Raw genomic sequence first — 25,476 nt, 5'->3', positions numbered from 1 at the left:
CCCTCCCCTGAAGGGGAGGGGCTTAGGAGCGCACTACTCGTGCGCCCCGTTGGGCTTGGGCGTCACTGCCTTGGCATGCGCGCCGGACTTGCAGGCGCGGATCGTCTCGGGCTCGGGCCGGGCGCCGCGCGCCTCGAACACCGCCATATAGCCGCCGGCCGAGGGCATCGGCAGCATCGAGACCTGGGCATAGCCCACCGCCGCGAACTCGCATTTGAGCAGCGCGGGCGGCGTGCCGTGATTCTCCGTGGCGCGATCGGCGTCGACCACGATCACCTGCCCGCCCGGGGCCAGCGACGGGCGCAGCCGCCAGAGGAACTCGTAGGGCGATTCGATCTCGTGATACATGTGCACCATCAGCACGCGATCGAAGCTGTTCTCGGGCAGCCGCGGATCGGCGGGCAGCCCCAGCCGCACGCTGACATTATCGAGCTTCTCGCGCACGACGCGGGTCGCCAGCGCGCTGATATAGTCGGGGACGATGTCCTCGGCGACCACCCGCCCCTTCGCGCCGACGCGCTGCCCGAGGCGGATGGTGTAATAGCCCTCGCCCGCGCCGATATCGGCGACGGTCATGCCGGGCTTGATGCCGGCCAGGTCCATCACCTTGCCGGCCTCGTTCAGCCGGTCGCGCTCTTCCTCGCTCGACCAGCGCGAGGAGACGATCGTCGCCACCGGCCGGTCGGCCGCCGGGAAGCCCGAGTTGGACGCGTCGTGGCTGACGTTCCCCGGCCCCCGCGGACTGCCGTCGCACGCCGCCAGCAGCAGCGTCACGCCGAGCAGCAGGGGCCGCGCCAGGGTCAATCGACATCCTCCACCACGACGGCTTCGCCCGTCACGCGCTGTGCTAGCGCGGCAGCCATGAAGCTGTCGAGATCGCCGTCAAGCACGTCGCTCGGCGCGGTGGAGGTCACGCCGGTGCGCAGGTCCTTCACCAACTGGTACGGCTGGAGGACGTAAGAGCGGATCTGGTGGCCCCAGCCGATATCGGTCTTGGTGGCGTTGACCGCATTGGCCGCCGCCTCGCGCTCGGCGAGCTCGCGCTCGTAGAGGCGGGCGCGGAGCTGGTTATAGGCCTCGGCGCGGTTCTTGTGCTGCGAACGCTGGTTCTGGCACTGCACGACGATGCCGGTCGGCAAGTGGGTGATGCGCACCGCCGAATCGGTGGTGTTGATGTGCTGGCCGCCCGCGCCCGAGGCGCGATAGGTGTCGATGCGCAGCTCGCTCTCGTTGATCTCGATGTCGATATTGTCGTCGATCACCGGATAGACCCAGACGCTGGCGAAGCTGGTCTGGCGACGCGCGTTCGAATCGAACGGGCTGATGCGGACCAGGCGGTGGACGCCGCTCTCGGTCTTGGCATAGCCGTACGCGTTCTCGCCCTTGAACAAGAGCGTCGCCGACTTGATGCCCGCCTGCTCGCCGGCGTGATAGTCGACCAGCTCGACCTTGTAGCCGTGGCGCTCGGCCCAGCGCGTGTACATGCGCTGGAGCATTTCGGCCCAGTCGTTCGATTCGGTACCGCCGGCGCCGGCGTTGATCTCGACATAGGTGTCGTTGGCATCGGCCTCCCCCGAGAGCAGCGCCTTGACCTTGTCGGCATCGGACCGCTCGGCGAGGGCGCGCAGGCTGGCGGTCCCGTCGACCGCCATTTCCTCGTCGCCCTCGGCCTCGGCCATCTCGATCAGCTCGACGGTGTCGTTGAGTTCGCTCTCGATCGCGCGCGTCGCGGTGATCGATTCGTCGAGGCGGCGCCGCTCGCGCATCACGTCCTGCGCCTTCTTGGCGTCGTTCCACAGCGTCGGATCCTCGACGCGCGCGTTCAGCTCGTCGAGGCGGCGCAGCGCGCGGTCCCAGTCGAGCGAGCGGCGCAGCAGCGCGAGGGCCGCGTTGATCTTGTCGACATATGCCTGCGCTTCAGCGCGCATGTTCCAAACCTTCCGAAGTATCCGCCGGCCGCATCCCGGACGATGCGGCGATCTCAAGCCATATAGGGTGCGTGCGATCCGCTAGTAGATTCCGCCCTGTTGTTGCAAGAAGTCGCTGTCGCCCGGCTTGTCCACCTTGCGCTGCACGGTGGTGCTCGGCGCGGCGGCCGGCGCTTCCTCGGCGGCGGTGCGGCGGGTGCGGCGGGGATCGGTATCGGGGCGGAACGCCTCCCAGATCACCGGCGCCAGCGGATCGTCGGTCGGCCAGCCGCCCTGCACCGGCCGGCCGCTGCCCCGATCGATGCGGACCATGCGGATGCCAGGCGGGGCGACGAAGGGCAGCGGCTCCAGGCCTTCATAGGCCGGCACCGCGAACTCCTTGAAGATCGGCGCGGCGATCGACCCGCCCTGGGCATAGCCGCCAAGGTTCGACGGCGTATCGTAGCCGAGATAGAGCCCGCCGATCATCTGCGGGGTGCCGCCGACGAACCACACATCGGTCGGGCCGGTGGTGGTGCCGGTCTTGCCCATCATCGGCCGATTGAGGTCGCGCAGCACGGTCGCGGTGCCGCGCTGGACCACACCCTCGGTGATATGGACCATCTGATAGGCGACCATCGGATCGATGATCTGGCGCGCGCGGACGATCGGGCGCGGCATCGGCTTGCCGTCCCAGTCCCGCGCGTTGCAGCCAGAGCAGGCGCGCCAGCCGGCAGGGAAGATCACCCGGCCGCGGCGGTCCTGGACGAAGTCGATCAGCGTCGGGTTGAGCGCGCGGCCCTGGTTCACCAGGATCGAATAGGCGTTGACCATCCGCAGCACGGTCGTCTCGCCCGCACCCAGCGCATAGGAGAGATAGGGCGGCAGCCGGTTCTTCGAGACGCCGAGCCGCTGGATCACGTCGACCACCTTGTCCATGCCGGTGGCGTTGGCGATCTGCACCGTCATCAGGTTGCGCGACTGCTCGATGCCCCAGCGCAGCGTGTGCGGGCCGGCGCCGCGGGCATTGCCGAAATTGCGGAAGCACTTCTGGCCGAGCCCGGCGCCCTGCCACACGCAGAACGGGCCGTCGACGACAATCGAGGCCGGGGTCATTCCGTTCTCGAGCGCGGCGGCATAGACGATCGGCTTGATCGTCGATCCCGGCTGGCGCGTCGCCTGGGTGGCGCGGTTGAACGCCTGGAGCCGCGAATCGAAGCCGCCCTGCATCGCCAGCACCCGGCCGGTCGAGGGATCCTCGACCACCATGCCGCCCGATACCTTGGGAACGCTGCGCAGGCTCCAGGCGCCGCCCTCGGGCGCCACCGCGAGCACGTCGCCGACCTTGATCGCGTCGAACGCGTGACCGCCCTGACCGCGGATCGGCATCTGCGCGGCGCTGGCGGGCAGTGTGCCGGTATCGCCATCGTCGAAGCCGAGCTGTGTCGCGCGGGAATCGCGCGCGATCACCACCGCCGCGCGCCAATTGTCGTAGTCGACGCCGATGTTCTGCGAGGCGAAGGCCGAGTACCAGCCATCGCCTTCGAATGACACCTTGGCGATCGGCCCGGACCAGCCGCGGCCGCGATCGAAGCGCAGCAGTCCGTCGCGCAGGGCGCGCTGGGCATAGGCCTGGAGCCGCGGATCGAGCGAGCTGCGCACCCACAGGCCGCCATCGAACACGCTGTTCGGCCCGTCCTCGCGCTTGGCACCGAACTGCTTCTCCAGCTGGCGACGCACTTCCTCGACGAAATAGCCGCCGACCCGTTCGAACCGCGGCGTCTGGCGCGGCACGGTGCCGAGCGGCGCGGCCACCGCCCCGTCATGCTGCGCCTGGTTGATGAAGCCGTTGCGCAGCATCTCGCCGAGCACCCAGTTGCGGCGATCGAGCGCGCGCTGCGTGTTGCGGTCGGGGTCGTAATTGGCGGGCCCCTTGGGCAGGATCGCCAGATAGGCCATCTGGGCAAGCGTCAGCTTGTCGAGCGGCTTGCCGAAATAGGCATCGCTCGCCGCCGCCACGCCGCCCGAATTGCGCCCCAGCTCGATGAAATTGAGGTACAATTCCATGATCTGCGGCTTGGTGAGGCTGTCCTCGATCCGCCAGGCGAGGATCGCCTCCTTCAGCTTGCGGGTGTAGCTCGCCTGGTTGCCGACGCCGAGATTCTTGGCGACCTGCTGGGTGATGGTGGAGGTGCCGCGCGGCGTCTTGCCCCGCAGGATCCCCTCCCCCGCAGCGCGCACCAGGCCGGGGAAGTCGAGCCCGTGGTGCGAGAAGAAGGTGCGATCTTCGGCGGCCATGAAGGCGCGGACCAGCAGCGGCGGGAACTCGTTGTAGCTGAGCTGCACGCGCCGCATCTGGGCATAGGCATGGATCGGCGCGCCGTCGGCCGAGCGGACATAGCTGGGCAGCTGCGGCTCATAGCTGCGCAGCTTGTTGACCGAGGGCAGATCGCGCGCGACGAGCAGCCAGACGAGGAACACCAGCAACCCGGCGAGCAGCGCCAGGATCGCGAGGGTGCGGAACCACCAGCGCCGCCGCAGCCGCGCCCAGCGGCCGGGCGTGCGTTCGATACGGATGGTTTGGGGAGTGTCGCCGTCGGCCATGCGGCGCGCGGTGTAGCACCTTTTCGGGCGGAAGAAAGGGAGCCGCGCCCGCGCCTTGTCCCGGCTCAGCGCGTCGCGAGGTAGATTTCGGTCGCCCGGCGCACCGCCGCGGCGAGCCGTGCGCGCCCCTCCGCCGAGCCGAGCGCCTGCGCATCCTCGGCATTGGAGACATAGCCGAGTTCGAACAGCACCGAGGGCATGTCGGGCGCCTTGAGCACCATCAGCGCCGCCATCCGCCGCGGCCGGGCGTGCAGCCGCATCGCCGGTGCCACCTCGCGGGCAAGCAGATCGGCATAGCGGGCGGACACGCCCATGGTGCGGCGCTGGGCAAGATCGATCAGCAGCGAGGCGACGTCCGCGCGCTCGCTGCCCAGATCGACGCCAGCGAGCAGGTCCGCCCGATTCTCGCGCGCCGCCATCCGCGCCGCTTCCTTGTCCGAGGCGACTTCCGACAGCGTGTAGAGTGTACCACCCGATGCCAGCGGATCGGCGGCGCTGTCGCAGTGGAGCGACAGGAACAGCGCCGCGCCCAGCCGCCGCGCGCCATCCATGCGCTGCTGCAGCGGCACGAACGAATCGTCCTCGCGCGTCATCGCCACCCGCACCCGGCCCGAGGCGAGCAGCGCGTCGCGGATCGCGCGTGCGGCGGCGAGGGTCAGCGTCTTTTCGGCAATGCCGTCGACGCCGGTCGCGCCGGGATCGCGGCCGCCATGGCCGGGGTCGAGCACGACCAGCGGCAAGCCGGCAGGGCCCAGCACCTTTGGCAACAGCGCGCCCGTCGCTGGCGCTGGCATCGGCACCGGCATCGCAAGGCTGACGCTATAGTCGGTGGCGCGCCAGGCGAAACGCAGGATGGTGTCCCCGCCCGGCGGGCCTATCGTCACCGCCAACGCCCCGTCCTCGATGCGCAGCTGCTGCGCCGCGTCCACCCAGCCGGGCAAACCGGTCAGCCAGCCGGCAAGCAGGAACAGGATCCACGACACGGGCGCCGCTATGCCGCGACCGCCGGCGAACGGTCCAGCCCGGAAATCACGGCATGCCCTTGGTTAACCCGCTGCTAAGTGCCATTTGCTACGGGGGCGGATCGAAATCCTCCGAAATGCTTTATGGCGGCCGGGGGAACGACATCTTCCAAAGCCAGCCCAGTTGCCGCAACGACATAGCGGTGCTAGGCAGGATATGCTTCCGGCACTGCGCCGGATCAGGCACGCGACGCTTCTTTTGTCGCGACAGTTCAGGTTGACGTTCGCATGAGGCAATTTCCCCACCGTCCGCATCGCCAGGCCCTCGCGGCCGGCAGCGTGGCGAGGGTGGAGCAAGGGGACCGCTGGTCCGCTCGTGCCCGTGCAGCAACAGCAGTTTTTGAAACCAGCGCCACCCGATTCGGCCATGCCGGCCGACCGGTGCGCTTCTTGTATCGCGCGCTCGCGCCCCATTCCTTCGAGGAACTGTGCCGGCGCGCCCGGAGAATCATAAATGACCATGCGTATGCTGATCGACGCACGCCACCGGGAAGAGACCCGCGTGGCCGTCGTCAAAGGGAATCGAATCGAGGAATTTGACTTCGAGTCCGCTGAGCGCAAGCAGCTCAAGGGCAATATCTATCTGGCGAAGGTGACCCGCGTCGAGCCGTCGCTGCAGGCGGCTTTCGTCGATTACGGCGGCAACCGGCACGGCTTCCTCGCCTTTTCGGAAATCCATCCCGACTATTACCAGATCCCGAAGGAAGACCGCGAAGCCCTGCTGCGCGAAGAGGCCGAGCACGCCGCGCAGGAAGCCGCGCTGCGCGAGGCCGACGGCGATGACGACGACGATCATCACGATCACGATCACGACGACCATGAAGATGGCGTCGAGGTGGTCGAGCGCCCGCACGACGACGAGGAAGCATCGGAAGGCGAGGACGCGCCGCAGGGCGGCCGCCGCCGTCGCGGTCGTGGCGGCAATGGCGACGAGGCCGAGGCGCTGCGCCAGCGCCGCATGAATCTGCGCCGCCGCTATAAGATCCAGGACGTGATCCGCCGGCGCCAGGTGCTGCTGGTCCAGGTCGTCAAGGAAGAGCGCGGCAACAAGGGCGCGGCGCTGACCACCTATCTCAGCCTTGCCGGCCGCTACTGCGTGCTGATGCCGAACACCGCGCATGGCGGCGGCATCTCGCGCAAGATCAACTCGGCCGCCGATCGCAAGCGCCTCAAGGGCATCATGGCGGACCTCAAGCTGCCCGCATCGATGGGCTGCATCGTCCGTACCGCCGGGCTCCAGCGCACCAAGACCGAGATCAAGCGCGACTTCGACTATCTCGCGCGCCTGTGGGACGAAATCCGCGAGCGCACGCTGACCTCGTCCGCCCCTGCCCTCGTCTATGGCGACAGCGACCTGATGAAGCGCGCGATCCGCGACATCTACAATCGCGACATCGACGAAGTGATCGTCGAGGGCGAGGAAGGCTATCGCCAGGCCAAGGACTTCATGAAGCTCCTGATGCCGAGCCATGCCCGCAAGGTGAAGCAATATGCCGATGCGGTGCCGCTGTTCCAGCGCGCCGGCGTCGAGGAGCAGCTGTCGGCGATGTACCACCCGGTGGTGCAGTTGAAGTCCGGCGGCTATCTGGTGATCAACCCGACCGAGGCGCTGGTCTCGATCGACATCAACTCCGGCCGGTCGACGCGCGAGCACAATATCGAGCAGACCGCGACCGCGACCAACCTCGAGGCCGCTCAGGAAATCGCCCGCCAGCTCCGCCTGCGCGACATGGCGGGCCTGGTCGTGATCGACTTCATCGACATGGATCATTCGTCCAACGTCCGTAAGGTCGAGAAGGCGATGAAGGAGGCGCTGAAGAACGATCGCGCCCGCATCCAGGTCGGCCGTATCTCGGCCTTCGGACTGATGGAGATGAGCCGCCAGCGCCTGCGCACCGGCGTGCTCGAAGCCTCCACCCGCACCTGCCCGCATTGCGAAGGCACCGGCCTGGTCCGCACCGCCTCCTCGGCGGGTCTGTCGGCGCTGCGCATGATCGAGGACGAGGCCGCCCGCGGCCGCGGTTCCGAAATCCTGCTGCGCGCCAGCCAGGAAGCGGCCTTCTACGTGCTCAACAAGAAGCGCGCCGAACTCGCCGAGATCGAGGATCGCTACGGCGTGCTGATCGAGGTCGAGGCGGACGGCGAGCTGGAAGGCGCGCGCATGACGGTGGAGGCCTCGGGCCCGCCGCCGGCCTATGCGCCCAAGATCGAGCCGCTGCTCGAGGAGCCGGAAGAGGACTTCGTCGAGGAGATCGAGGAAGAGGAAGAGGAGCTCGAAGCCGAGGCGGAAGCCGAAGCCGAACCGCGCGAGCGTGGCGAACGCCAGGAGCGCGGCGAGGGTGAGGGCCGTGGCAAGCGCCGCCGCCGCCGCCGTGGGCGCGGGCGTCGCGGCCGCGAGGAAGGCGAGGGCAGCCAGGACGAGCAGGCCGAGACCGAGGGTGCCGAGGGCGACGCCGACGTCGATGGTGAGGAAGCCGAGCCGGCCGAGGTCGGGTCTGCGGCCGAAACCGAGGAAACTGCGGCGCAGCGCGAGGAAGGCGAGCGCAACCGCAAGCGCCGTCGTCGCGGTCGTCGCGGTGGCCGTCGCGGCGCCGGTGAAGACGGTGCCGAGCAGGGTTCGGACGAGACGACGGTCGACACGGTCGCGGCAGAAGCAGAAGCGCCTGCCGCCGCACCGGAGCCCGTCGCCGAAGCAGCGCCTGCACCCGCAGCAGTAGAGGCAGAAGCCGAGGCCGAAGCCCCGGCCAAGCCGAAGCGCACGCGTCGCAAGAAGGCCGATGCCGAGGCCGCACCGGCCGAGGCGGCGCCTGCCGCCGTCGAGGCGCCCGCCGAGGAGGCGCCGGCCAAGCCGAAGCGCACCCGTCGCAAGAAGGCCGATGTCGAAGCGGAGGCAGCCCCTGCCCCCGTCGAGGCTGCGGCCGAGGAAGCCCCGGCCAAGCCGAAGCGGACGCGCCGCAAGAAGGCCGATGTCGCTGCCGAAGCAGCGCCGGAGACCCCCGCGGTCGAAGCGCCGGTCGAGCAGGACGTGACGCCGGCTGCCGAGGCGGCACCTGCCGCCGAGGAAGCTCCGGCCGAGGAAGGCCAGCCCCGCCGCGGCTGGTGGCAGCGTACCTTCGGCGCCTGAGGAAGGCCCCCGGCGCGGCCACCCGCTGCGCCGGGGCTTTCAGTGTAGGTTCAGGGCCTTGTTGCCAGGGCGGCCCTTCAGACGAGTCCCCGGGAGTATCGATCATGGCGCGCATCCACCGACTGGCCACGCTGCTTGCGATGCTCTGCCTCGCATCGTTCGCGTCGCGCCCGGCGATGGCGCAATCGGTGCTCCGCGACGCCGAGACCGAGGCGCTGCTGGCCGACATGGCCAAACCGCTGTTCACGGCCGCCGGGCTCAATCCGGCCAATGCCAAGGTGGTGCTGGTCGGCGATCCGTCGATCAACGCCTTCGTCGCGGGCGGCCAGATCGTCTATGTCAATTCGGGCCTGATTGACGCGGCGGATACTGCCAACCAAGTCCAGGGCGTCGTCGCCCATGAAATCGGTCATATCGTCGGCGGGCACGCCGTGTTCCAGCGCGATGGCGGCTATGGCAACATCTCGATCCTCAGCCTGTTGCTCGGCGCCGCGGCGATGGCGGCGGGCTCGGCCGATGCGGGCGCGGGCATCCTGATGGCCGGCCAGCGCGCCGCGATCGGCAAGTATCTCGCCTATAGCCGCGTGCAGGAATCCTCGGCCGACGCGGCCGGGGTGCGCTTCCTCAACACGGCGGGCATCTCGGGCAAGGGCATGCTCAGCTTCTTCGACAAGCTGACCCAGGAGATGCACCGCTACGGCTATTACAGCACCGATCCCGAGGTCGATCCGTTCGCTCAGACTCACCCGATGTCGCAGGACCGCGTCCAGACGCTGAAGGCCGATCTCGAAGGCTCGCCCAACTGGACCAAGCCGCTCGATTCCGATCTCGAACGCCGCTTCAAGCGCGTCCAGGCCAAGCTGCGCGGCTATACCAACGATCCGAAGAAGACGCTGCGAATCTATCCGCAGAGCGACCAATCGGTGCCGGCGCATTACGCCCGCGCCTATGCCTATCACCAGTCCGGCTATCCCGAACAGGCCGCCGCCGAAACCGAGGCATTGGTGAAGCTGGCGCCCAACGACCCCTATTTTCTCGAACTGCAGGGGCAGATCCTGCTCGAATCCGGCCAGCCCCAGGCGTCGCTCGCGCCGCTGCGCAAGGCGACCCAGCTCTCCGGCTATTCGCCACTGATCGCGAGCACCTTCGGCCATGCGCTGGTCGCGACCGAGGACAAGGCCAACCTGAAGGAAGCCGAGCAGGTGCTGCGCGATTCGCTCGCGCGCGACCGCGACAACCCCTTCGCCTGGATCAACCTGGGCACCGTCTATGACCGCGAAGGCGACGAGCCGCGGACGGCACTCGCCACCGCCGAGCGCGCCAACCTGATCGGCGATGCCCGCACCGCGATGGTCAGCGCGCGCCGGGCAATGGCCGGGCTGCCGCAAGGCTCGCCCGAGTGGGTCCGGGCGCAGGATATCGCGATGGTCTCCGACCAGGCAATGAAGGACGACAAGCGCAACAAGGGACGCGGCGGGCAGTAATGGAGCGTTCGAAGCTTTTCCTTGGCAGCGCCCTGCTGCTGGCCGCAGTGCTGGGCGGCCTCGTCGTGCTCGGGCTGCAGGCGCTGCTGCCCGGCATCGGCGGCAACAAGGCGCAAGTGGAGCGGATCGTCCATGCCTATCTCCTCGAGAATCCGTCGATCCTGCGCGACATGATGGAGAAGCTCCAGCAGCAGGAGAATGCCGAGGCGGCGAAGGCGCAGGACAATGCCCAGGCATCGGTACCCGCGGCGCTGCCGGCGCTGACCACGCCCTTCGCCAGCGCCTGGGCGGGCAATCCGAACGGCGACGTCACCGTCTCCGTGTTCATGGACTATGCCTGCGGTTACTGCCGCGCCAGCCTGCCCGCGCTTACCGAGCTGCTCGCCAAGGACCCGAACGTGCGCGTGGTCTATCGCGAATATCCGGTGCTGGGTGAGGCGAGCGTCGTCGCCGCGCGCTTCGCGCTCGCCGCCGCGCAACAGGGCAAGTTCCGCCCTTTCCATGACGCGCTTTTCGCAAGTGATGGCCCCAGCAACGCGTCGATCAGCGATGCGCTGGCCAAGGCCGGGCTCGATCCGGCCGCGACGCAGAAACTCGCCAACACCGATGCGATCGCCAAGGAGATCGACGCCAACCACCGGCTTGGCGCCAAGCTGGCGATGAACGGCACGCCCGCCTGGGTGGTCGGCAAGCAGATCCTCTACGGCGCGCGCGACTATCAGGCGCTGGCCGATGCGGTCGCGGTCGCGCGGAAGAAGAAGTAAGGGCACCTTAAAGCCGGAAGCGTTTCCTCCCCCGCCAGGGGGAAGAAACGGCTTCGATTCAAACGTCTTCGCACACCTTGCCGAGCGATGAACGCCACCCTAGCTAACGGGCTCCTTCCGGCCGGGGCTCCTCCATGCAACCCATCCTGTCGCTACGCCAGGTCTCCAAGACCTATGCGTCGGGCCATACCGCGCTCGACCATGTCGATCTCGACATCCACCGGGGCGAGATCTTCGCCCTGCTCGGGCCGAACGGCGCGGGCAAGACGACGCTCATCTCGATCATCTGCGGCATCGTCACGCCCAGCACCGGCACCATCCTGGTCGACGGGCACGATGCGATCCGCCAGCCGCGCGCGGCGCGCTCCAAGATCGGCCTGGTGCCGCAGGAGATCGCCGTGGACATGTTCTCGCGCGTCGGCTCCGCCGCCCGCTATTCGCGCGGCCTGTTCGGCAAGGCGCCGGACAACGCCTATTGCGACCAGCTCCTCAAGGACCTGTCGCTGTGGGACAAGCGCAACGCCAAGATCATGGAGCTCTCGGGCGGCATGAAGCGCCGGGTGATGATCGCCAAGGCGCTGAGCCACGAACCCGACATCCTGTTCCTCGACGAGCCGACCGCGGGCGTCGACGTCGAGCTGCGCCGCGACATGTGGAAGCTGATCGGGCGCCTGCGCGACCGCGGCACCACCATCATCCTGACCACCCACTATATCGAGGAAGCCGAGGAAATGGCCGACCGGGTAGGCGTGATCAACAAGGGGAGGCTGCTGCTCGTCGAGGAAAAGACCGCACTGATGAAGAAGCTCGGCAAGCGGGAGCTGGACCTCAGCCTGGTCGAGCCGCTCGCCGCGATCCCCGCCGAGCTCGGCGAATGGCAGCTGAGCCTCACCGACGAGGGCCACCGGCTGCGCTACACCTTCGACGCGCAGGCCGAGCGCACCGGCATCCCGTCGCTGCTGCGCAAGCTGCACGACCTCAACATCGCCTTCAAGGATCTCGACACCTCCAAGTCGAGCCTGGAGGACATCTTCGTCGACCTGGTGGGGGCACAGGCATGAACGGCATCAACTTTCCCGGCATCTGGGCGATCTACAAGTTCGAGATGGCCCGCACGATCCGCACCCTGTGGCAGTCGATCGCGACCCCGGTGATCACCACCTCGCTCTATTTCGTCGTGTTCGGCGGCGCGATCGGCAGCCGGATCGATGCGATCCACGGCGTGAACTATGGCAGCTTCCTGGTGCCGGGCCTGATCATGCTGTCGCTGCTGATGCAGAGCATCGCCAACGCCTCGATCGGCATCTACTTCCCCAAGTTCACCGGCACGGTGTTCGAGCTGCTTTCGGCACCGATCTCGGCGATCGAGCTGGTGGTGGGGTTCGTCGGCGCCGCCGCGACCAAATCGGTGGTGATCGGGCTGATCATCCTGGCGACCTCGGCGCTGTTCGTGCCGCTGCGGGTGGACCATCCCGCCGCGATGCTCGCCTTCCTCGTGCTGACCGCGGTCACCTTCAGCATGTTCGGCTTCATCATCGGCATCTGGGCGAAGAGCTTCGAACAGCTCAACATCGTGCCCTCGCTGCTGGTGACGCCGCTGACTTTCCTCGGGGGCGCCTTCTACTCGATCGATATGTTGCCCGAGCCCTGGCACACGGTGAGCCTGTTCAACCCGGTCGTGTACTTGGTGAGCGGGTTTCGCTGGAGCTTCTTCGGGCACGGCGATGTCGACATCGCGTGGAGCCTGGGCTTTACCGGCATCTTCCTGCTGCTATGCCTGGGGCTGATCGTATGGATCTTCCGGACCGGCTATCGGCTGAAGAACTGAACTTCGGTGCGGTGACGGCGCCGCATCTGACATTACGCGCGCACTGAAGTCTAGGTAGAACTGCAATAGATGCACGCTAAACTTTATTAACCATTTAACTGTCCGATAGAACGATTAAGATAATCCGAAAATTACGCGTACGTTACGGATGTTACTGAGCTGACCTCCCCGCCTCACAGACTTATCTTGATGCTTCGAGTCGCATAAGAAACAATCTTTGAGGAGCCGCCCGATGCATTGGTTCGAAGCCAGCGCACCCATTCGCCAAAAAACGCTGATTGCGTTTGGATCTTTGGCCACTCTAGTGCTTCTAACCGCAGTGGTCGCCGCGCTGCTACCTGCCCTTTGGGGCATCGGCGTCGCCTTTGCCGGATCCGGCGGCGCGATGCTGCTGGGCCTGCGCTACCGCAGGGCGATCTGCGATCCCTATGTCACCACCGTGGTGCGGATGGAGGCGCTGGCGGCCGGCGATCTCGAGAGCGAGATCCGCTTCACCGACTATAGCGACTGCGTGGGTCGCATGACCAAGGCGATGTTCACTTTTCGCGATGCCGCGCTTGTGCAGCAGCAGATGGCGGCAACGCAGGCAGAGGTCGTTCGGGTGGTGGGCGAACATCTCGCAGCGCTTGCCGAGGGCGACCTGACCCGCCCGATCGAAGCGCGGTTTCCGGCGGACTATGAGACGCTGCGCGCGAGCTATAACGGCACGCTGGACGCGCTGGGGGCGCTGATCGGCGCGGTTTCGCAGAGCACCGACTCGATCCGCACCGGTGCCGTCCAGATCGCCTCCGCATCCGAGGAGCTCGCCCAACGGACCCAGAGCAACGCCGCCAACCTCGAGCAGACCTCCGCCGCCGCCGCCGAGATGGACCAGCGGCTGCGGGTGAGCGCGTCGGCGGCCGTAGACACCGCCCAGAGCGCGAGCAAGGCGATCACCACCGTGTCGACCGGCCGAACCATGGCTGAGGAAGCCGTCAGCGCGATGACGCGGGTCAGCGAGGACGCCAAGGGGATCGACAGCGTGATCGAAGGGCTCGACAAGATCGCCTTCCAGACGCGGGTGCTGGCGATGAACGCCGCGGTCGAGGCCGGTCGCGCGGGCGAGGCGGGTCGCGGCTTCGCGGTGGTCGCCGATCTGGTGTCGGCGCTGGCGATGCGCGCAGAGGAAGAAGCCAAGCGCGCCAAGGAACAGCTGACCGTCACCCAGAGCGGTATCCTCTCCGCGGTCGACGTCGTGCGACGCGTCGACGGCGCGCTGGTCGACATCTCGGGCAACGTGAAGACCGTCCACGAATTGGTCGAGCGCATGGCTGCCGACAACCAGGCGCAGTCCACGGCGATCACCGAAATCACCGGCGCGATCGCGTCGATGGACCATGGCACGCAGCAGAATGCCGCGATGGTCGAGGAAACCTCGGCCGCGGCCCGCAACCTCAGTTCGGAGGTGTCGCTCCTCGCGCAAAACGCGGCGAAGTTCACCGTGGCGGGAGCCCCCGCACCACGCCGGGCCGCTCCGCCCACGACCCGCCGCAGCCCTGCCCCCGCACCCTCGCGTTCCGCGCAGCCGGCCAAGGCAGAGGCCTGGGCATCCTTCTGATCCGCCGCGCTGGCCGGTCACGCTGAACGCCAGCCTGGCCGGTCCGGCGCGGCCCGAAGCTATCGCACCACCGGCAGCGTCACCGCAGACCCGCTGCACACCCGCTGCGTCGCCTTGCGATAATCCTCGGGCTTGGCCTTGTAGATGTTCGGCACGAAGGTCTGCGGGTTGCGGTCGATCACCGGAAACCAGCTCGACTGGACCTGCACCATGATGCGGTGGCCCTTCTTGAACACATGGTCGTGGTCGCGCAGCGGGAAGTCCCAGGCGCTCACCTGGTCGGGCACCAGCGGCGTCGCCTGCTCGAAGCTCTTGAGGTAGCGGCCGCGGCGGATCTCCATCGCGATCGGCAGCTCATAGCCGTTAAGGCCCTTGGCATAGGCGCCCAGCGCGGTCGGCGCCTTCTCGTAGTTCTCCGGGAAGACGTCGATCAGCTTGACGACGAAGTCGCTGTCGGTGCCGCTGGTCGAAGCCATCAGCTTGGCGGTGACCTCGCCGGTGACGGTCAGGTCGCTCTCCAGCGGCGCGGACACGTAGCTGAGCACATCGGGCCGGTCGTCGACGAAGCGTTGGTCTTCCGCCTCCCACCAGCGCCAGTCGGGCGTGGCATAGGTGGCGGACATCGGCCGCGGGCGGAACGGCACGGGGCGGGCGGGATCGCTGACATAGTCGCGGCACCCCTCGCCTGCCGCCGGCGCGGTGAAGCTCAGCGAACCGTCGCCGTGCAGGTACAGGCTGGTCGCCTGCGCATTGGCGAGCGGGTAGGTCTGGTACGTCTTCCACTGCCACGAGCCCGACTGGAAGCTCTTCAGCGCGAAGTCCGGCTTTGCGCCGGTGCCGTGCAGCCAATAGGCAAAGAACGGCGCCTCGATCTGCTCGACAAACTGCGTGCCGCTGTCGATGCCGAAGGGGATACGCCCCAGGCTGTTGGCAGGCGACTGCCAGGTGCCGTGCGCCCAGGGACCGGCGACCATCAGCGCCAGCTTGTCCGGATCGTTGGCGCGCTGCTTCTCCCAGATCTTCCAGCTGCCCCAGGGATCTTCCTGGTCCCAATAGCCGGCGACGTTGAGCGTCGGCACGGTCGTCTTGCCGAGCGCGTTGGACCAGACCTGCTTCTTCCAGTGCTCGTCATAATCGGGATGCTCGATCATCTCGCGGAAGCGCGGCACCCGGCCCTTGAAATACTTCTTCTCGATATCGTCGGGCGAGCCGGCATGGAGGAACCAGTCATAGGTGTCGTAGCGGTCGTAGAGGTCGATTCCGTCGTTGGTCTTGTCGGCCTGGAGGCTGTTCACCCAGTCGCTGGCATAGGTGAGCCGCATCGCGCCCCAGCGATGCAGGTCGTCGTTCTTCCAATAGTCGATCCACGCCGCCTGCGGGCTGGTCGCCTTGAGCGCCGGATGCGGCTTGGCGAGCGCCACCGCGGCGGTGAAGCCGGGATAGGACACGCCCCACATGCCGACCTTGCCGTTGTTCGGCTTCACATTTTTCACCAGCCAGTCGATCGAATCATAGGCGTCGGTCGCCTCGTCGGTCGTGCCCTTGCCGGCCTTCACCTCGGTGGAAAGCGTGAACGGGCCGCCTTCGGACTTGAAGCGGCCGCGCATGTCCTGGAACACGAAGATATAGCCGTCGCGGACCAGCGGCGCCCAGCTGGCGGGGACGCGCGACGGTGCTGCGCCCGGCGCGCCATAGGGCGTCCGCTGGAACAGGATCGGCAGCGGACCCTTGGCGTCACGCGGGCGGACGATGACGGTGTGGAGCTTCGCCCCGTCGCGCATCGGGATCATCGCCTCTTCGAAGGTGAAGGGCGCTTCGGTTGCGGCGGGCGCGGCCTGGGGCGGTGCGGCGGCCGCGAGTGGTGCGGCAAGCGCCGCGAGCGCTACGGTAACCAGCCAGTGCCGCATGTTCGTTCGTCCCCCTGGAAAGATCAGGGTGACTTGGTGCGGCAAGACGCCGCCGGGATCAAGCCGGCGGCGCCCTTGCTATCGGTCAGTCGACGCGGTGCTCGCCCTTCACCCAGCGCACGGTGCCCGAGCTGGCGCGCATCACCACGCTCTCGGTCGTCATCTTGCCCTTCACCCGCTTCACGCCGGCGAGCAGCGAGCCGTCCGTCACGCCGGTTGCGGCGAAGATGCAGTCGCCCTTGGCGAGTTCGTCGAGCGAATAGATCTTGTCGAGATCCTCGATGCCCCATTTGGCCGCGCGCGCACGCTCGTCCTCGTTGCGGAACACGAGGCGGCCCTGGAACTGGCCGCCGACGCAGCGCAGCGCCGCACAGGCGAGCACGCCCTCGGGCGCGCCCCCTTGGCCCATATAGACATCGATCGTCGTCGCCGGATCGCTCGTCGCGATCACGCCCGCCACGTCGCCGTCCGGAATCAGCATGATGCCGCAGCCGATGCCGCGCAGCTCGGCGATCAGCTTCTCGTGGCGCGGGCGATCGAGCACACAGGCGATGATCTCGCTGGGCTTAACGCCCTTGGCGGCGGCGATCGCCTCGATATTCTCGGTCGGGGACTTGCTCAGGTCGATCACGCCCTGCGGATAGCCTGGGCCGACCGCGATCTTGTCCATATAGACGTCGGGCGCATTGAGCAGACAGCCCTCTTCCGCCACCGCCAGCACCGCCAGCGCATTGGGGCCGGCCTTGGCGGTGATCGTCGTGCCTTCCAGCGGATCGAGCGCGATGTCGATCTTCGGGCCCTTGCCGATGGCCGAGCCGACCTTCTCGCCGATATAGAGCATCGGCGCCTCGTCGCGCTCGCCTTCGCCGATCACCACGGTGCCGTCCATGTACAGCTGGTTCAGCGCCTCGCGCATCGCCTCGACGGCAGCGGCGTCGGCGGCCTTCTCGTCGCCCCGGCCGACCAGGCTGGAGGCGGAGATTGCCGCGGCTTCGGTGACGCGCACCATTTCGAGCACGAGGACACGGTCGAGGACACGGCTTGCGTTTGGCATCGGTTCGGGATTCCCTTTTCGATTTGTCAGTGGCGATAGGGGGGCCCTCACCTCCTGTCGAGCAGTGCTAACGTTGTCATCGCGACTTCGAAGGACTTTAGTGATTTGTCCAGAGAATCGCGCTATCCTTGCGTGGAATCGTGGGGGATCGACACGATGTTGCTACCGTTCCTGCTGTTAGCTCAACAAAATACGGTATCGTCGGTCGTCGCCGACTATCGTGCGCGCACCCAGGCGGAGATCCCGTGTCGTGCCCCGACCGGCGAGGGCGAGATCATCGTCTGCTCGCGCCGCGAGGCGGATCGCTACCGGGTGCCGTTCATCACCCCCGATCTGAGCCGTGATTCGGATGCGGCCCGGCTCAACCGGCTGATCGGGGATCCGATGCAGCAAGGCATCACGCCTTGCGGCAAGGGCGCCTTCATGGTCCGATGCGGGTCGGTGGGCATCAGTGCAACCGTCGGGCTGGACGGCTCGGCGCGGGTCCAGCGGCGGGAGCTTGCCCCATGAACGCGACGAAAGGGCTGCAGGTCTGCGCAACCCGCCGGGCATCGGCGCGTTGCTTCGGCGGGATACAACAGGAGGGCATATGCTGTTGATTGCACTCGCGCTCCAGAGCGCAAGCATGGCTGGCGCGGTGCGCGCGGCCGAGGTGGCACCGCCGCACGTGGTGCGGGCCACGCTCCGCCGGTCGGCGCGGCCGCGCCCCGAACTTTCACCGCTGATCCAGACCTGCGACGTCGAGCGCGACTGCGGCACGCGCGCGGCGCATAATCGCTTCCGCCTGGCCAGCGCACACGAGCCGCTGATCGATCGCAAGCTCGAGATGCTGCAGGCCGCCGAAGGGCCCAGCTGCAACCGCACCGGCATGCCGGTATGCCCCGGCAGCGGCCATCGGTTGCTGAAGCTGAACTACTGATCGGCGCTCACGCGTCGAGAATGTGCATCCACATCGGTTCGCCGGTGAGGCTCTGCGAACCCCGCAGCTTTTCGAGTGCCTGGGCGATGCTCCGCTCGGGCGCCTCATGGGTGACGATCGCGACCAGCGCGCTGCCGTCCGGGCTCACGCCGCGCTGGATCAGGCTCTCGATCGAGACGCCCGCATCGCGCATCGCCGCCGCGATCTCCGCCAGCACCCCGACCCGGTCCGCCACGGTGAAGCGCACATAGGAGCGGCCGCGCCGCTCGCCGCTGTCCGCCGGGGGCTGGGATACCAGCGCGGTCGCCGGCATCGCATAGGGGGGGCCGAACTCGCCGCGGGCGATGTCGATCAGGTCGGCGACCACGGCGCTGGCGGTCGGGCCGTCGCCGGCACCCGCACCCTGGAACAGCAGCCGGCCGACGAAGTTGCCTTCCGCCACCACCGCGTTGGTCGAACCCGTGACATGCGCCAGCGGATGGTTCAGCGGCACGAGGTGCGCATGCACGCGCTGGAACAGGCCATGCGCTCCCGCATCGGCGATGCCGAGCAGCCGGACGCGGTAGCCGAGCGTCGCCGCCTCGGCGATGTCGGCCGCCAGGATGTGGCGGATGCCGCTCGCCTTCAGGTCGCCGAACGCCGGCTGGGTGCCGAAGGCGAGGCTGGCGAGGATCGAGAGCTTGTGCGCGGCATCGATGCCGTCGATGTCGAAGGTCGGATCGGCCTCGGCATAGCCGAGCGCCTGCGCCTCGGCGAGGATCTCGGCGAAGTCGCGGCCCTCGGCCTCCATCTTCGACAGGATGAAATTGCAGGTGCCGTTGAGGATGCCGTAGACGCGGCTGATCGCGTTGGCAGCGGCGCCTTCACGCAGGCCCTTGATCACCGGCACGCCGCCGGCGACCGCTGCCTCGAACTTGAGCGCGACCGCCGCGTCTTCCGCCGCCTGCGCCAATTCGAGCCCGTGATGCGCGATCATCGCCTTGTTGGCGGTGACGAAGCTCTTGTTCGCACCCAGCGCCGCACGGGCGAGCGCCAGCGCCGGGCCGTCCGCCCCGCCGACCAGCTCGACCACCACGTCCGCCCTGGCATGGCGGGCGAGCTCGACGGGATCGTCGACCCAGTCGAAGCGCGACAGGTCGATGCCGCGATCCTTGCTGCGGTCACGGGCGGAAACCGCGACCACTTCGATCGGGCGGCCGGCGCGGCGGCTGATCAGCTCGGCATTGGCGTCGAGCAGGCGAATGACGCCGCCGCCCACCGTCCCGAGCCCCGCCAGTGCCACGCGCAACGCTTCCGCCATGTGTCGTTCCTTCAGATCCGGTCAGAAAAGCGGCGGCCGGACGCTTCCGCCCCGCCGCCGTCTCTTCGTCCCTAGCGCCTTCCCTTTGCAGAAGGGAAGACAGATTTAGTCGTCACGGCGCGCCGCCACGTACCGTTTATTTCTTGATCAGGCCGATCTCGACCAGCCGCTCGTGAAGATAATCATGCGCGGTGATCGGCGTCGGATAGCGGTTCGGGTTTTCTGCGCTGATGCAGCCCGGCAGCGTCTCGATCAGGAAATCGGGTGCCGGATGCAGGAAGAACGGCATCGAGTAGCGCGGATGGCCGCGGCGCTCGGCCGGCGGATTGACGACGCGGTGGGTGGTCGAGGGCAGCACATGGTTGGTCAGCCGCTGCAGCATGTCGCCGACATTGATCACCATCGCGCCTTCGGGCGGCTTGATCGCCATCCACTTGCCGTCGCGATCGAGCAGTTCGAGCCCCGCTTCCTCGGCGCCGAGCAGCAGGGTGATGAGGTTGATGTCCTCATGCGCGCCGGCGCGGACTTCGGGTGCATCGGCATCGACCGGCGGATAGTGGAGCAGGCGCAGCACCGAATTGCCGTCCTTCACCGCGGGGTCGAACCAGTCGGGTGCCAGGCCGAGATAGCGCGCGACGGCCGAAAGCAGCTTGTCGCCTGCGGTGTCGAAGGCGGCGAACAGCTCGACAAAGGTCTCGCGAAAGCCCTCGGGCCGGGCCGGCCAGACGTTGGGCGCCATCAGGTCGGCGAAGCGGTGGCCGGCGGCGAGCTCGCGGCCGATATGCCAGAATTCCTTCAGGTCGACATGCGTCGCACCCTTGGCGATCTCGGTCTTGAACGGCGTGTAGCCGCGTGCACCGCCGCCGCCGGGGATGAAATGGGCGCGCTTCTCGTCCTCGGGCAGGTCGAAGAACGCCGTGGTGAGGCTCCAGGCGCGCTCGATCAGGTCCTGCGGCACGCCGTGATCGCGCACCACGGCAAAGCCGAAGCGCTGGAACGACTGGCCGAACGCCTGGGCGAAGCCTTCGGGATCGCCGGCCTGCGCCTCGAGCGAAAGCACCGGAATTTCGGCGAGGGTATCCAACATCACAGTCTCCGAACGCAAAGGGCGGTGATTAGTCGCGCCACCGCCGCAACAACAAGCCTGGGAACATTCCCAATGGCCCGTGGACCGTCCCCCGCCGGGCTCAGTGGCCGACCTGCATCAGCCCTTTGGTCTTGGCATCGCCCTGGGCGCTCAGCTGCAGCGCAAAGGGCTGGCCGTCATCGGTGGTGCCGATCAGGTTATCGTCCTTCGTCGTCACCTTGAAGCCCTGCTTGGTCATGTTGTCGCGAAACCAGTCGCGCACCACCGTCGGCGCGGCGGGGCTTTCGAACTCGACGATGACCTCGCCGTCCTTGTCGTCGCCCTTGTCGTTCACCTTCAGGTTCTTGAGCGTCGAGCCCGGGTAGAGCGTCACCCCGTCGATGTCGAAATCCTTGGCATCGAGCGGCATCTTGGGGAGCGTGATCGAACCCTGGACCCCCGGCGCCTTGATCTGGATGCGGCCGTTCGCATCGGTGGCGATCACGCTGTTGTCGTCGCTGTCGTTGCCGTCCAGGCTGATGTTCGCGCTGCCATGGCATGCGGCGAGCGCCATCGGCAGCAACAGGGACGCGGATAGGCGGTTCATCGGGGTACTCCTGCGGCGGTTCCTGCCCGCAATGTTGGTGCACGCCTACCTACGTCAACCGGAAAAAGGGTGACGCAAGGGAAGGCTTGGGCCATGGCCGCACCATGCAGACGCCGCATCTCAGCACCGCATCGGCCGGAAATGCCCCGTTGCGCTTCAGCGAGTTCGTGCCGCTCGCCGCCGCGCTGATGGCGCTGACCGCGCTCGGCATCGATTCGATGCTGCCCGCGCTGCCGGCGATCGGCGCCAGCCTGGGCGTCGATTCGGCCAATCACCGCCAGTTCGTGATCACCGCCTTTCTCGTCGGCTTCGCGGTGGCCCAGCTCGCCTATGGCCCGCTTTCGGATCGATTCGGCCGCCGGCCGGTGCTGATGATCGCGCTCGGCAGCTATGTGCTGACCTGCGCGATCGCCGCGATCTCGAGCAGCTTCGTGCTGCTGCTGCTCGCCCGGCTGGCGATGGGGTCCGCCGCCGCAGGCGCGCGGGTGGTCACCGTCGCGCTGGTGCGCGATTGCTATGCCGGCCGGGCGATGGCGCGGGTGATGAGCCTGGTGTTCATCGTGTTCATGGCGGCGCCGATCTTCGCGCCGGCGGTGGGGCAGATCATCCTCAACGCGGGCGGATCGTGGCGGACGATCTTCTGGGGCATCGGCGGGATCGCCGGGCTGGTGCTGCTGTGGTTCGCGCTGCGCATGCCCGAGACGCTGGGGGCAGACGCGCGCCAGTCGCTGCACCCGGCGCGCGTCGTCGCCGACTACGGGCTGATGCTGCGCGATCGTGCCGCGGTCGGCTACACCATCGCCACCGGCCTGCTCTCCGGCGCGCTGTTCGGCTTCATCGGATCGGTGCAGCAGGTGATGACCGATGTCTTCCACCGGCCCGAGCTGCTCACCGTGGTGTTCGCCGCGGTGGCGAGCACCATGGCGGTGGGGTCGTTCCTCAACTCGCGGATCGTGATGCGGCTCGGCACGCGGGTGATCTCGCACACCGCGCTCACCCTGCTCACGCTGGTGGCGGGCGTGCACCTCGCCATCACCGTGCTGGGGCTGGAGACGCTGTGGAGCTTCGGCATCCTGCAGGCGCTGATGATGGCGTGCTTCGGCCTCGCCACCTCGAACTTCTCGGCCATGGCGATGGAGAAGATGGGCGAGATCGCCGGCACCGCGTCGAGCCTCCAGGGCTTCTCGACGACGCTCGCCGGTGCGCTGATCGGCGCCGCGATCGGCCAGGCGTTCGATGGCAGCACCATCCCGCTGTATAGTGGTTTTCTGCTGATGGGTGGTCTTTCGCTCGTGGTAGTAGCGGTGACGGAACGCGGACGGATGTTCCGCCCCAGCTGAGTCGGAACGCAGCCGGGGCCCGCGCCGTTGCGCTGTTCGAACCCCGGCGATCCCCGCCGGGCCAGTGATGAGGTTTGGCGATGAGCGGCACCCAGGGTCCCAGCGACGACGTGTATGACGCGGAAGGCTATGACGAGAGCCAGCGCGCCGAAATTCTCGAAGTGACGGGCGACGGGCCGGACGACGGCGCGCTGCTGACCGACATCAACCCCGATCTCGGCGGCAGCGAGGATGACGACGACGATCTCGACGAACTCACCATGTCCGACGACGATATCGGCGAGGAAGACGAGGACGCCGACGAGGATGAGGACGACCTCGACGAGGACGACATCCAGGACGATTTCGACGATGAGGATCTCGACGAGGACGATCTCGACGAAGAGCTCGACGATCCCGACGACGTGGCGCTGCGCCCCTGATACTTGACGGCATCGCGCGCGGGGCGGAAGCTTCGCGCGCCATGCCGACAGACCCGAGAGTCGACGCCCATATCGACGCGAGCGCGGAATTCGCGCGCCCGCTCCTCACCTGGATGCGCGCGCGGGTGCACGCCGCGGTGCCGGAGGTGGAGGAGTCGATCAAATGGGCCCGGCCGGCCTTCACGCTCGGCGGGCGACCGTTCGCGATGATGGTCGCGTTCAAACGCCATTGCAGCTTCGGCTTCTGGGAACATGCCGCGGGCTCGTGGAACAAGGACGGGCAGGACCCGCAGGTCGAGCAGTTCCGCCGCGTCACCAGCTTCGCCGACCTGCCAGACGCCGCGACCTTCGAGGCGATGGTGCGCGCCGCCGCCGAACGGCTCGCCACCGGCGCCCCTCCGAAGCGGCCGCCGCGCAAGGCCCGCCCCGAATTGCCGGTGCCGGCCGAACTCGCAGCCGCCCTCGCCGCCGACAGCACGGCGCGCACCACCTTTGACGGCTTTCCTCCCAGCGGCCGCCGCGACTATTGCGAGTGGATCGGCGAGGCCAAGCGCCCCGAAACCCGTGCGCGCCGCGTCGAGGAGTCGATCGCCTGGCTCCGCGAGGGCAAGCGCCGCAACTGGCAGTATCAATGACACTTGCCTGCACCTCCGCTCGTGTTACGATATACCGTAGCAAACAGGAGGAGAGGTCATGCGCAAGTTCGTGCCTGTCGCCGACGCCGCCCCCATCGGCGCGATCAACGTGACGCCGTTCATCGACGTGATGCTGGTGCTGCTGATCGTGATGATCCTCAGCATGCCGATGGTGACCCACAAGGTCCCCGTCGACCTGCCGCAAGGCGGCGCCGCGCTCCCTGATGATACCCCGCACCGCCTGGCCATCGACAGGGACGGTGCGCTGTTCTGGGATGGCGCGCGCCTCGCCGATACCGCGCTGCCGGGCAAGCTCGCCGCCCTGCGCAGCGATGCCGCTGTGCTCCAGCTCCAGACCGATCCCGAAGCGCGCTACGACCGGTTCGACGCGGTGCTCGCGACGATCAAGCGCGCCAACATCGTCAAACTCGGCTTTGTCGGCAACCAGCCGCTTTCCGATTGAGGAACCGGCGCGTCCGGTGTTTCGTTCGCACAGGCCTGTTGTGGAAGAGACCCGAATGCGCCTGATACCTGCCCTGCTGACCGCCTGCTCGCTCGCCGCCTGTTCCTCCGGCCTGCCGCCTGCGGTGGATAATGGCACCACTGCCGATAACGATACGGCCGAGGTCACGCAGACGGCGCCGGCGGCCACCGAACAGGCGCCCGCCAACGCGCAGCTCGAACCGCTCAACCCGCCCGCCCCCGGCCAGCCGGGCGGCCTGCCCGACGATCGCACGCCGGTGAGCGAAGCCAAGTTCACGCCCGACAGCGCGCAGGGCGCCGCCAATGTCGTGCAGACCTATTATGCGCTGATCGAGAGCGGTCGCTATGACCAAGCCTGGGCGTTGTGGAGCGACGGCGGCAAGGCGTCGGGCGGCGATGCCAAGGCCTTTGCCGCGCGCTTCGCCCCCTATTCCGAATATCACGCCAATATCGGCGCGCCGGGCCAGATCGAGGCGGGCGCCGGCCAGCGCTACGTCACCGTGCCGGTGCAGGTCTATGGACGGATCAAGGCGACGGGCAAGCCGTTCCACCAACTCGGCGAGGCGACCCTGCACCGCACCGGCGACATCGACGGCGCAACGCCCGAGCAGCGCAGCTGGCATATCCGCGCGATCAAGTTCCAGGACGATCCGGGCAAGCCCGCCCAATAGTCAGCCGCCGATCGCGTTCCGGAGGAGATCGAGCGCGGCGTTGTCGATCGGCTGGCCCAGCGCGTCAGTGGCGTTGTCCGACGCCGCGGTCGATTTGCTGCCGGTATCGACGCCGGCGACGCACACCGCCGTCCACAGCACCCCCGCCGCCCAGAGCAAGGCTGCCCAGCGGCTGCGGAACAGGGCGGCGGGGCGGCGCGGCAACATGGTGTGCAACCTGCTCCCCAGCGGGTGAACGGCGCGCTACGCTTTCTGGTTACTGCGCTTTAGGATGTGGTCATGCCCCGCTTTTCCCGCACCATCACCGCCGCACCGGACGACATCGACGTGCTGGGCCACGTCAACAATGCCATATGGGTGGCGTGGATCCAGGACATCGCCGTGGCGCATTGGGAGGCGCTCGCCACCGCCGAGGAGCAGGCGGCCTATGTCTGGGTGATCACCCGGCACGAGATCGACTATCGCGGCAATGTCCGTGCCGGCGAGACGGTGACCGGCGAGACCTGGGTGCCCGAGCCGCCGCGCGGGGCGCGATTCAACCGGCATGTCCGCTTCCTCGGCGAAGACGGCAAGGTGCGGGTGGAAGCGGTGACCAGCTGGGCGCTGCTCGACCGCGCCTCGGGCCGGTTGCTGCGGGTGCCGATGGCGCTGGCCGAGCGGTTTCGCGACGACAAGGCTGACGAACCGAGTCGCTGACGCGACGAGCCGTGGTTCGCGCCGCCCCGGAACTGGCCTATCCTGC

At 67.8% G+C, this 25,476-nt stretch carries 24 protein-coding genes; 14 read left to right on the top strand and 10 right to left on the bottom strand.

Going from position 1 to position 25,476, the window contains the following annotated elements:
- Positions 1–33: 33 nt before the first annotated feature.
- The 4 genes from SAZ01S_RS18140 to SAZ01S_RS18125 all read right to left on the bottom strand — a co-directional run bounded on the left by SAZ01S_RS18140 (position 34) and on the right by SAZ01S_RS18125 (position 5,494).
- Positions 34–804, bottom strand: a complete 771-nt coding sequence (locus tag SAZ01S_RS18140; RefSeq protein ID WP_084583686.1) for a class I SAM-dependent methyltransferase — start codon at positions 802–804, stop codon at positions 34–36.
- Positions 801–1,928: a peptide chain release factor 2 gene (gene prfB, locus SAZ01S_RS18135; protein WP_084583685.1), complete on the bottom strand. Its 1,128-nt coding sequence runs from the start codon at positions 1,926–1,928 to the stop codon at positions 801–803. The genes SAZ01S_RS18140 and prfB overlap by 4 nt, the downstream gene beginning before the upstream one ends.
- An 81-nt stretch (positions 1,929–2,009) precedes the next feature.
- Positions 2,010–4,511, bottom strand: a complete 2,502-nt coding sequence (locus tag SAZ01S_RS18130; RefSeq protein ID WP_084583684.1) for a penicillin-binding protein 1A — start codon at positions 4,509–4,511, stop codon at positions 2,010–2,012.
- 65 nt (positions 4,512–4,576) lie between these two features.
- On the bottom strand, positions 4,577–5,494 hold the full coding sequence (locus SAZ01S_RS18125; RefSeq protein ID WP_245824996.1) for an N-acetylmuramoyl-L-alanine amidase family protein: 918 nt from the start codon (positions 5,492–5,494) through the stop codon (positions 4,577–4,579).
- Positions 5,495–5,987: 493 nt separating this feature from the next.
- On the opposite strand from SAZ01S_RS18125, the gene SAZ01S_RS18120 reads away from it, so the two are divergent.
- The 6 genes from SAZ01S_RS18120 to SAZ01S_RS18095 all read left to right on the top strand — a co-directional run bounded on the left by SAZ01S_RS18120 (position 5,988) and on the right by SAZ01S_RS18095 (position 14,330).
- Positions 5,988–8,657: an Rne/Rng family ribonuclease gene (locus SAZ01S_RS18120; protein WP_218018119.1), complete on the top strand. Its 2,670-nt coding sequence runs from the start codon at positions 5,988–5,990 to the stop codon at positions 8,655–8,657.
- A 104-nt stretch (positions 8,658–8,761) separates the two neighbouring features.
- Entirely contained in the window at positions 8,762–10,141 is a 1,380-nt protein-coding gene (locus SAZ01S_RS18115; RefSeq protein WP_084583683.1) for a M48 family metalloprotease, read from the top strand.
- Positions 10,141–10,905 carry a DsbA family protein gene (locus SAZ01S_RS18110; RefSeq protein WP_084583682.1) on the top strand — a complete coding sequence of 255 codons (765 nt, stop codon included), beginning with the start codon at positions 10,141–10,143 and terminating at the stop codon, positions 10,903–10,905. Before SAZ01S_RS18115 ends, SAZ01S_RS18110 begins: the two co-directional genes overlap by 1 nt.
- 134 nt (positions 10,906–11,039) lie before the next feature.
- Positions 11,040–11,966, top strand: coding sequence for an ABC transporter ATP-binding protein (locus SAZ01S_RS18105; protein ID WP_084583681.1), 927 nt, complete (start codon positions 11,040–11,042; stop codon positions 11,964–11,966).
- Positions 11,963–12,733 carry an ABC transporter permease gene (locus SAZ01S_RS18100; RefSeq protein ID WP_084583680.1) on the top strand — a complete coding sequence of 257 codons (771 nt, stop codon included), beginning with the start codon at positions 11,963–11,965 and terminating at the stop codon, positions 12,731–12,733. Before SAZ01S_RS18105 ends, SAZ01S_RS18100 begins: the two co-directional genes overlap by 4 nt.
- 304 nt (positions 12,734–13,037) lie before the next feature.
- Positions 13,038–14,330, top strand: a complete 1,293-nt coding sequence (locus SAZ01S_RS18095; RefSeq protein WP_245824994.1) for a methyl-accepting chemotaxis protein — start codon at positions 13,038–13,040, stop codon at positions 14,328–14,330.
- 59 nt (positions 14,331–14,389) lie between these two features.
- Here the strand turns inward: SAZ01S_RS18095 and SAZ01S_RS18090 are convergent, their stop codons facing one another.
- Both SAZ01S_RS18090 and glpX read right to left on the bottom strand, forming a co-directional pair.
- Complete coding sequence (locus tag SAZ01S_RS18090; RefSeq protein ID WP_084583678.1) at positions 14,390–16,237, bottom strand: CocE/NonD family hydrolase; 1,848 nt, start codon at positions 16,235–16,237, stop codon at positions 14,390–14,392.
- Between the two features lie 85 nt (positions 16,238–16,322).
- Positions 16,323–17,291 (bottom strand): class II fructose-bisphosphatase, encoded by a 969-nt coding sequence (glpX, locus tag SAZ01S_RS18085; RefSeq protein WP_084583677.1) that lies wholly within the window; start codon positions 17,289–17,291, stop codon positions 16,323–16,325.
- A 156-nt stretch (positions 17,292–17,447) separates the two neighbouring features.
- On the opposite strand from glpX, the gene SAZ01S_RS18080 reads away from it, so the two are divergent.
- Positions 17,448–17,801, top strand: coding sequence for a hypothetical protein (locus SAZ01S_RS18080; protein ID WP_084583687.1), 354 nt, complete (start codon positions 17,448–17,450; stop codon positions 17,799–17,801).
- 79 nt (positions 17,802–17,880) lie between these two features.
- The gene (locus SAZ01S_RS18075; RefSeq protein ID WP_084583676.1) at positions 17,881–18,210 is read left to right on the top strand and encodes a hypothetical protein; all 330 of its coding nucleotides are present in this window, start codon (positions 17,881–17,883) and stop codon (positions 18,208–18,210) included.
- Between the two features lie 7 nt (positions 18,211–18,217).
- Here the strand turns inward: SAZ01S_RS18075 and SAZ01S_RS18070 are convergent, their stop codons facing one another.
- The 3 genes from SAZ01S_RS18070 to SAZ01S_RS18060 form a co-directional block, all read right to left on the bottom strand.
- On the bottom strand, positions 18,218–19,510 hold the full coding sequence (locus SAZ01S_RS18070; protein ID WP_084583675.1) for a homoserine dehydrogenase: 1,293 nt from the start codon (positions 19,508–19,510) through the stop codon (positions 18,218–18,220).
- Positions 19,511–19,646: 136 nt separating this feature from the next.
- Positions 19,647–20,597: an isopenicillin N synthase family dioxygenase gene (locus tag SAZ01S_RS18065; RefSeq protein ID WP_084583674.1), complete on the bottom strand. Its 951-nt coding sequence runs from the start codon at positions 20,595–20,597 to the stop codon at positions 19,647–19,649.
- Positions 20,598–20,697: 100 nt separating this feature from the next.
- The gene (locus SAZ01S_RS18060; RefSeq protein ID WP_084583673.1) at positions 20,698–21,183 is read right to left on the bottom strand and encodes a hypothetical protein; all 486 of its coding nucleotides are present in this window, start codon (positions 21,181–21,183) and stop codon (positions 20,698–20,700) included.
- A gap of 104 nt (positions 21,184–21,287) precedes the next feature.
- On the opposite strand from SAZ01S_RS18060, the gene SAZ01S_RS18055 reads away from it, so the two are divergent.
- The 5 genes from SAZ01S_RS18055 (at position 21,288) to SAZ01S_RS18035 (ending at position 24,734) form a co-directional block, all read left to right on the top strand.
- The gene (locus tag SAZ01S_RS18055; protein ID WP_084583672.1) at positions 21,288–22,523 is read left to right on the top strand and encodes a multidrug effflux MFS transporter; all 1,236 of its coding nucleotides are present in this window, start codon (positions 21,288–21,290) and stop codon (positions 22,521–22,523) included.
- A gap of 80 nt (positions 22,524–22,603) precedes the next feature.
- Complete coding sequence (locus SAZ01S_RS18050) at positions 22,604–22,945, top strand: DNA primase (RefSeq protein WP_084583671.1); 342 nt, start codon at positions 22,604–22,606, stop codon at positions 22,943–22,945.
- Between the two features lie 41 nt (positions 22,946–22,986).
- Positions 22,987–23,580, top strand: coding sequence for a YdeI/OmpD-associated family protein (locus SAZ01S_RS18045; RefSeq protein ID WP_084583670.1), 594 nt, complete (start codon positions 22,987–22,989; stop codon positions 23,578–23,580).
- A 58-nt stretch (positions 23,581–23,638) separates the two neighbouring features.
- Positions 23,639–24,043 carry an ExbD/TolR family protein gene (locus SAZ01S_RS18040; RefSeq protein ID WP_084583669.1) on the top strand — a complete coding sequence of 135 codons (405 nt, stop codon included), beginning with the start codon at positions 23,639–23,641 and terminating at the stop codon, positions 24,041–24,043.
- Positions 24,044–24,098: 55 nt separating this feature from the next.
- Positions 24,099–24,734: a hypothetical protein gene (locus SAZ01S_RS18035; protein WP_084583668.1), complete on the top strand. Its 636-nt coding sequence runs from the start codon at positions 24,099–24,101 to the stop codon at positions 24,732–24,734.
- Here SAZ01S_RS18035 and SAZ01S_RS18030 read toward each other — a convergent pair whose 3' ends face one another.
- Positions 24,735–24,941, bottom strand: a complete 207-nt coding sequence (locus tag SAZ01S_RS18030; protein ID WP_084583667.1) for a hypothetical protein — start codon at positions 24,939–24,941, stop codon at positions 24,735–24,737.
- A 72-nt stretch (positions 24,942–25,013) separates the two neighbouring features.
- Here SAZ01S_RS18030 and SAZ01S_RS18025 point away from each other — a divergent pair, with 72 nt between their 5' ends.
- Positions 25,014–25,430, top strand: a complete 417-nt coding sequence (locus SAZ01S_RS18025) for an acyl-CoA thioesterase (protein WP_084583666.1) — start codon at positions 25,014–25,016, stop codon at positions 25,428–25,430.
- The last annotated feature ends 46 nt before the right edge of the window (positions 25,431–25,476 follow it).

This window comes from Sphingomonas azotifigens NBRC 15497, assembly GCF_002091475.1.
GTDB classification, from domain to species: Bacteria; Pseudomonadota; Alphaproteobacteria; order Sphingomonadales; family Sphingomonadaceae; genus Sphingomonas; species Sphingomonas azotifigens.
The sequence above is the reverse complement of the archived record's forward strand: the minus strand, read 5'-3'. Positions and strand labels throughout refer to the sequence as shown.

What these genes read in the sequence shown, in the direction of transcription:
- prfB (WP_084583685.1), bottom strand. Translation starts at nt 1,928, where the DNA reads ATGCGCGCTGAAGCGCAGGCATATGTCGACAAGATCAACGCGGCCCTC.
- SAZ01S_RS18130 (WP_084583684.1), bottom strand. Translation starts at nt 4,511, where the DNA reads ATGGCCGACGGCGACACTCCCCAAACCATCCGTATCGAACGCACGCCC.
- SAZ01S_RS18120 (WP_218018119.1), top strand. Translation starts at nt 5,988, where the DNA reads ATGACCATGCGTATGCTGATCGACGCACGCCACCGGGAAGAGACCCGC.
- SAZ01S_RS18115 (WP_084583683.1), top strand. Translation starts at nt 8,762, where the DNA reads ATGGCGCGCATCCACCGACTGGCCACGCTGCTTGCGATGCTCTGCCTC.
- SAZ01S_RS18110 (WP_084583682.1), top strand. Translation starts at nt 10,141, where the DNA reads ATGGAGCGTTCGAAGCTTTTCCTTGGCAGCGCCCTGCTGCTGGCCGCA.
- SAZ01S_RS18105 (WP_084583681.1), top strand. Translation starts at nt 11,040, where the DNA reads ATGCAACCCATCCTGTCGCTACGCCAGGTCTCCAAGACCTATGCGTCG.
- SAZ01S_RS18100 (WP_084583680.1), top strand. Translation starts at nt 11,963, where the DNA reads ATGAACGGCATCAACTTTCCCGGCATCTGGGCGATCTACAAGTTCGAG.
- SAZ01S_RS18090 (WP_084583678.1), bottom strand. Translation starts at nt 16,237, where the DNA reads ATGCGGCACTGGCTGGTTACCGTAGCGCTCGCGGCGCTTGCCGCACCA.
- glpX (WP_084583677.1), bottom strand. Translation starts at nt 17,291, where the DNA reads ATGCCAAACGCAAGCCGTGTCCTCGACCGTGTCCTCGTGCTCGAAATG.
- SAZ01S_RS18080 (WP_084583687.1), top strand. Translation starts at nt 17,448, where the DNA reads ATGTTGCTACCGTTCCTGCTGTTAGCTCAACAAAATACGGTATCGTCG.
- SAZ01S_RS18075 (WP_084583676.1), top strand. Translation starts at nt 17,881, where the DNA reads ATGCTGTTGATTGCACTCGCGCTCCAGAGCGCAAGCATGGCTGGCGCG.
- SAZ01S_RS18070 (WP_084583675.1), bottom strand. Translation starts at nt 19,510, where the DNA reads ATGGCGGAAGCGTTGCGCGTGGCACTGGCGGGGCTCGGGACGGTGGGC.
- SAZ01S_RS18065 (WP_084583674.1), bottom strand. Translation starts at nt 20,597, where the DNA reads ATGTTGGATACCCTCGCCGAAATTCCGGTGCTTTCGCTCGAGGCGCAG.
- SAZ01S_RS18060 (WP_084583673.1), bottom strand. Translation starts at nt 21,183, where the DNA reads ATGAACCGCCTATCCGCGTCCCTGTTGCTGCCGATGGCGCTCGCCGCA.
- SAZ01S_RS18055 (WP_084583672.1), top strand. Translation starts at nt 21,288, where the DNA reads ATGCAGACGCCGCATCTCAGCACCGCATCGGCCGGAAATGCCCCGTTG.
- SAZ01S_RS18050 (WP_084583671.1), top strand. Translation starts at nt 22,604, where the DNA reads ATGAGCGGCACCCAGGGTCCCAGCGACGACGTGTATGACGCGGAAGGC.
- SAZ01S_RS18045 (WP_084583670.1), top strand. Translation starts at nt 22,987, where the DNA reads ATGCCGACAGACCCGAGAGTCGACGCCCATATCGACGCGAGCGCGGAA.
- SAZ01S_RS18040 (WP_084583669.1), top strand. Translation starts at nt 23,639, where the DNA reads ATGCGCAAGTTCGTGCCTGTCGCCGACGCCGCCCCCATCGGCGCGATC.
- SAZ01S_RS18035 (WP_084583668.1), top strand. Translation starts at nt 24,099, where the DNA reads ATGCGCCTGATACCTGCCCTGCTGACCGCCTGCTCGCTCGCCGCCTGT.
- SAZ01S_RS18030 (WP_084583667.1), bottom strand. Translation starts at nt 24,941, where the DNA reads ATGTTGCCGCGCCGCCCCGCCGCCCTGTTCCGCAGCCGCTGGGCAGCC.
- SAZ01S_RS18025 (WP_084583666.1), top strand. Translation starts at nt 25,014, where the DNA reads ATGCCCCGCTTTTCCCGCACCATCACCGCCGCACCGGACGACATCGAC.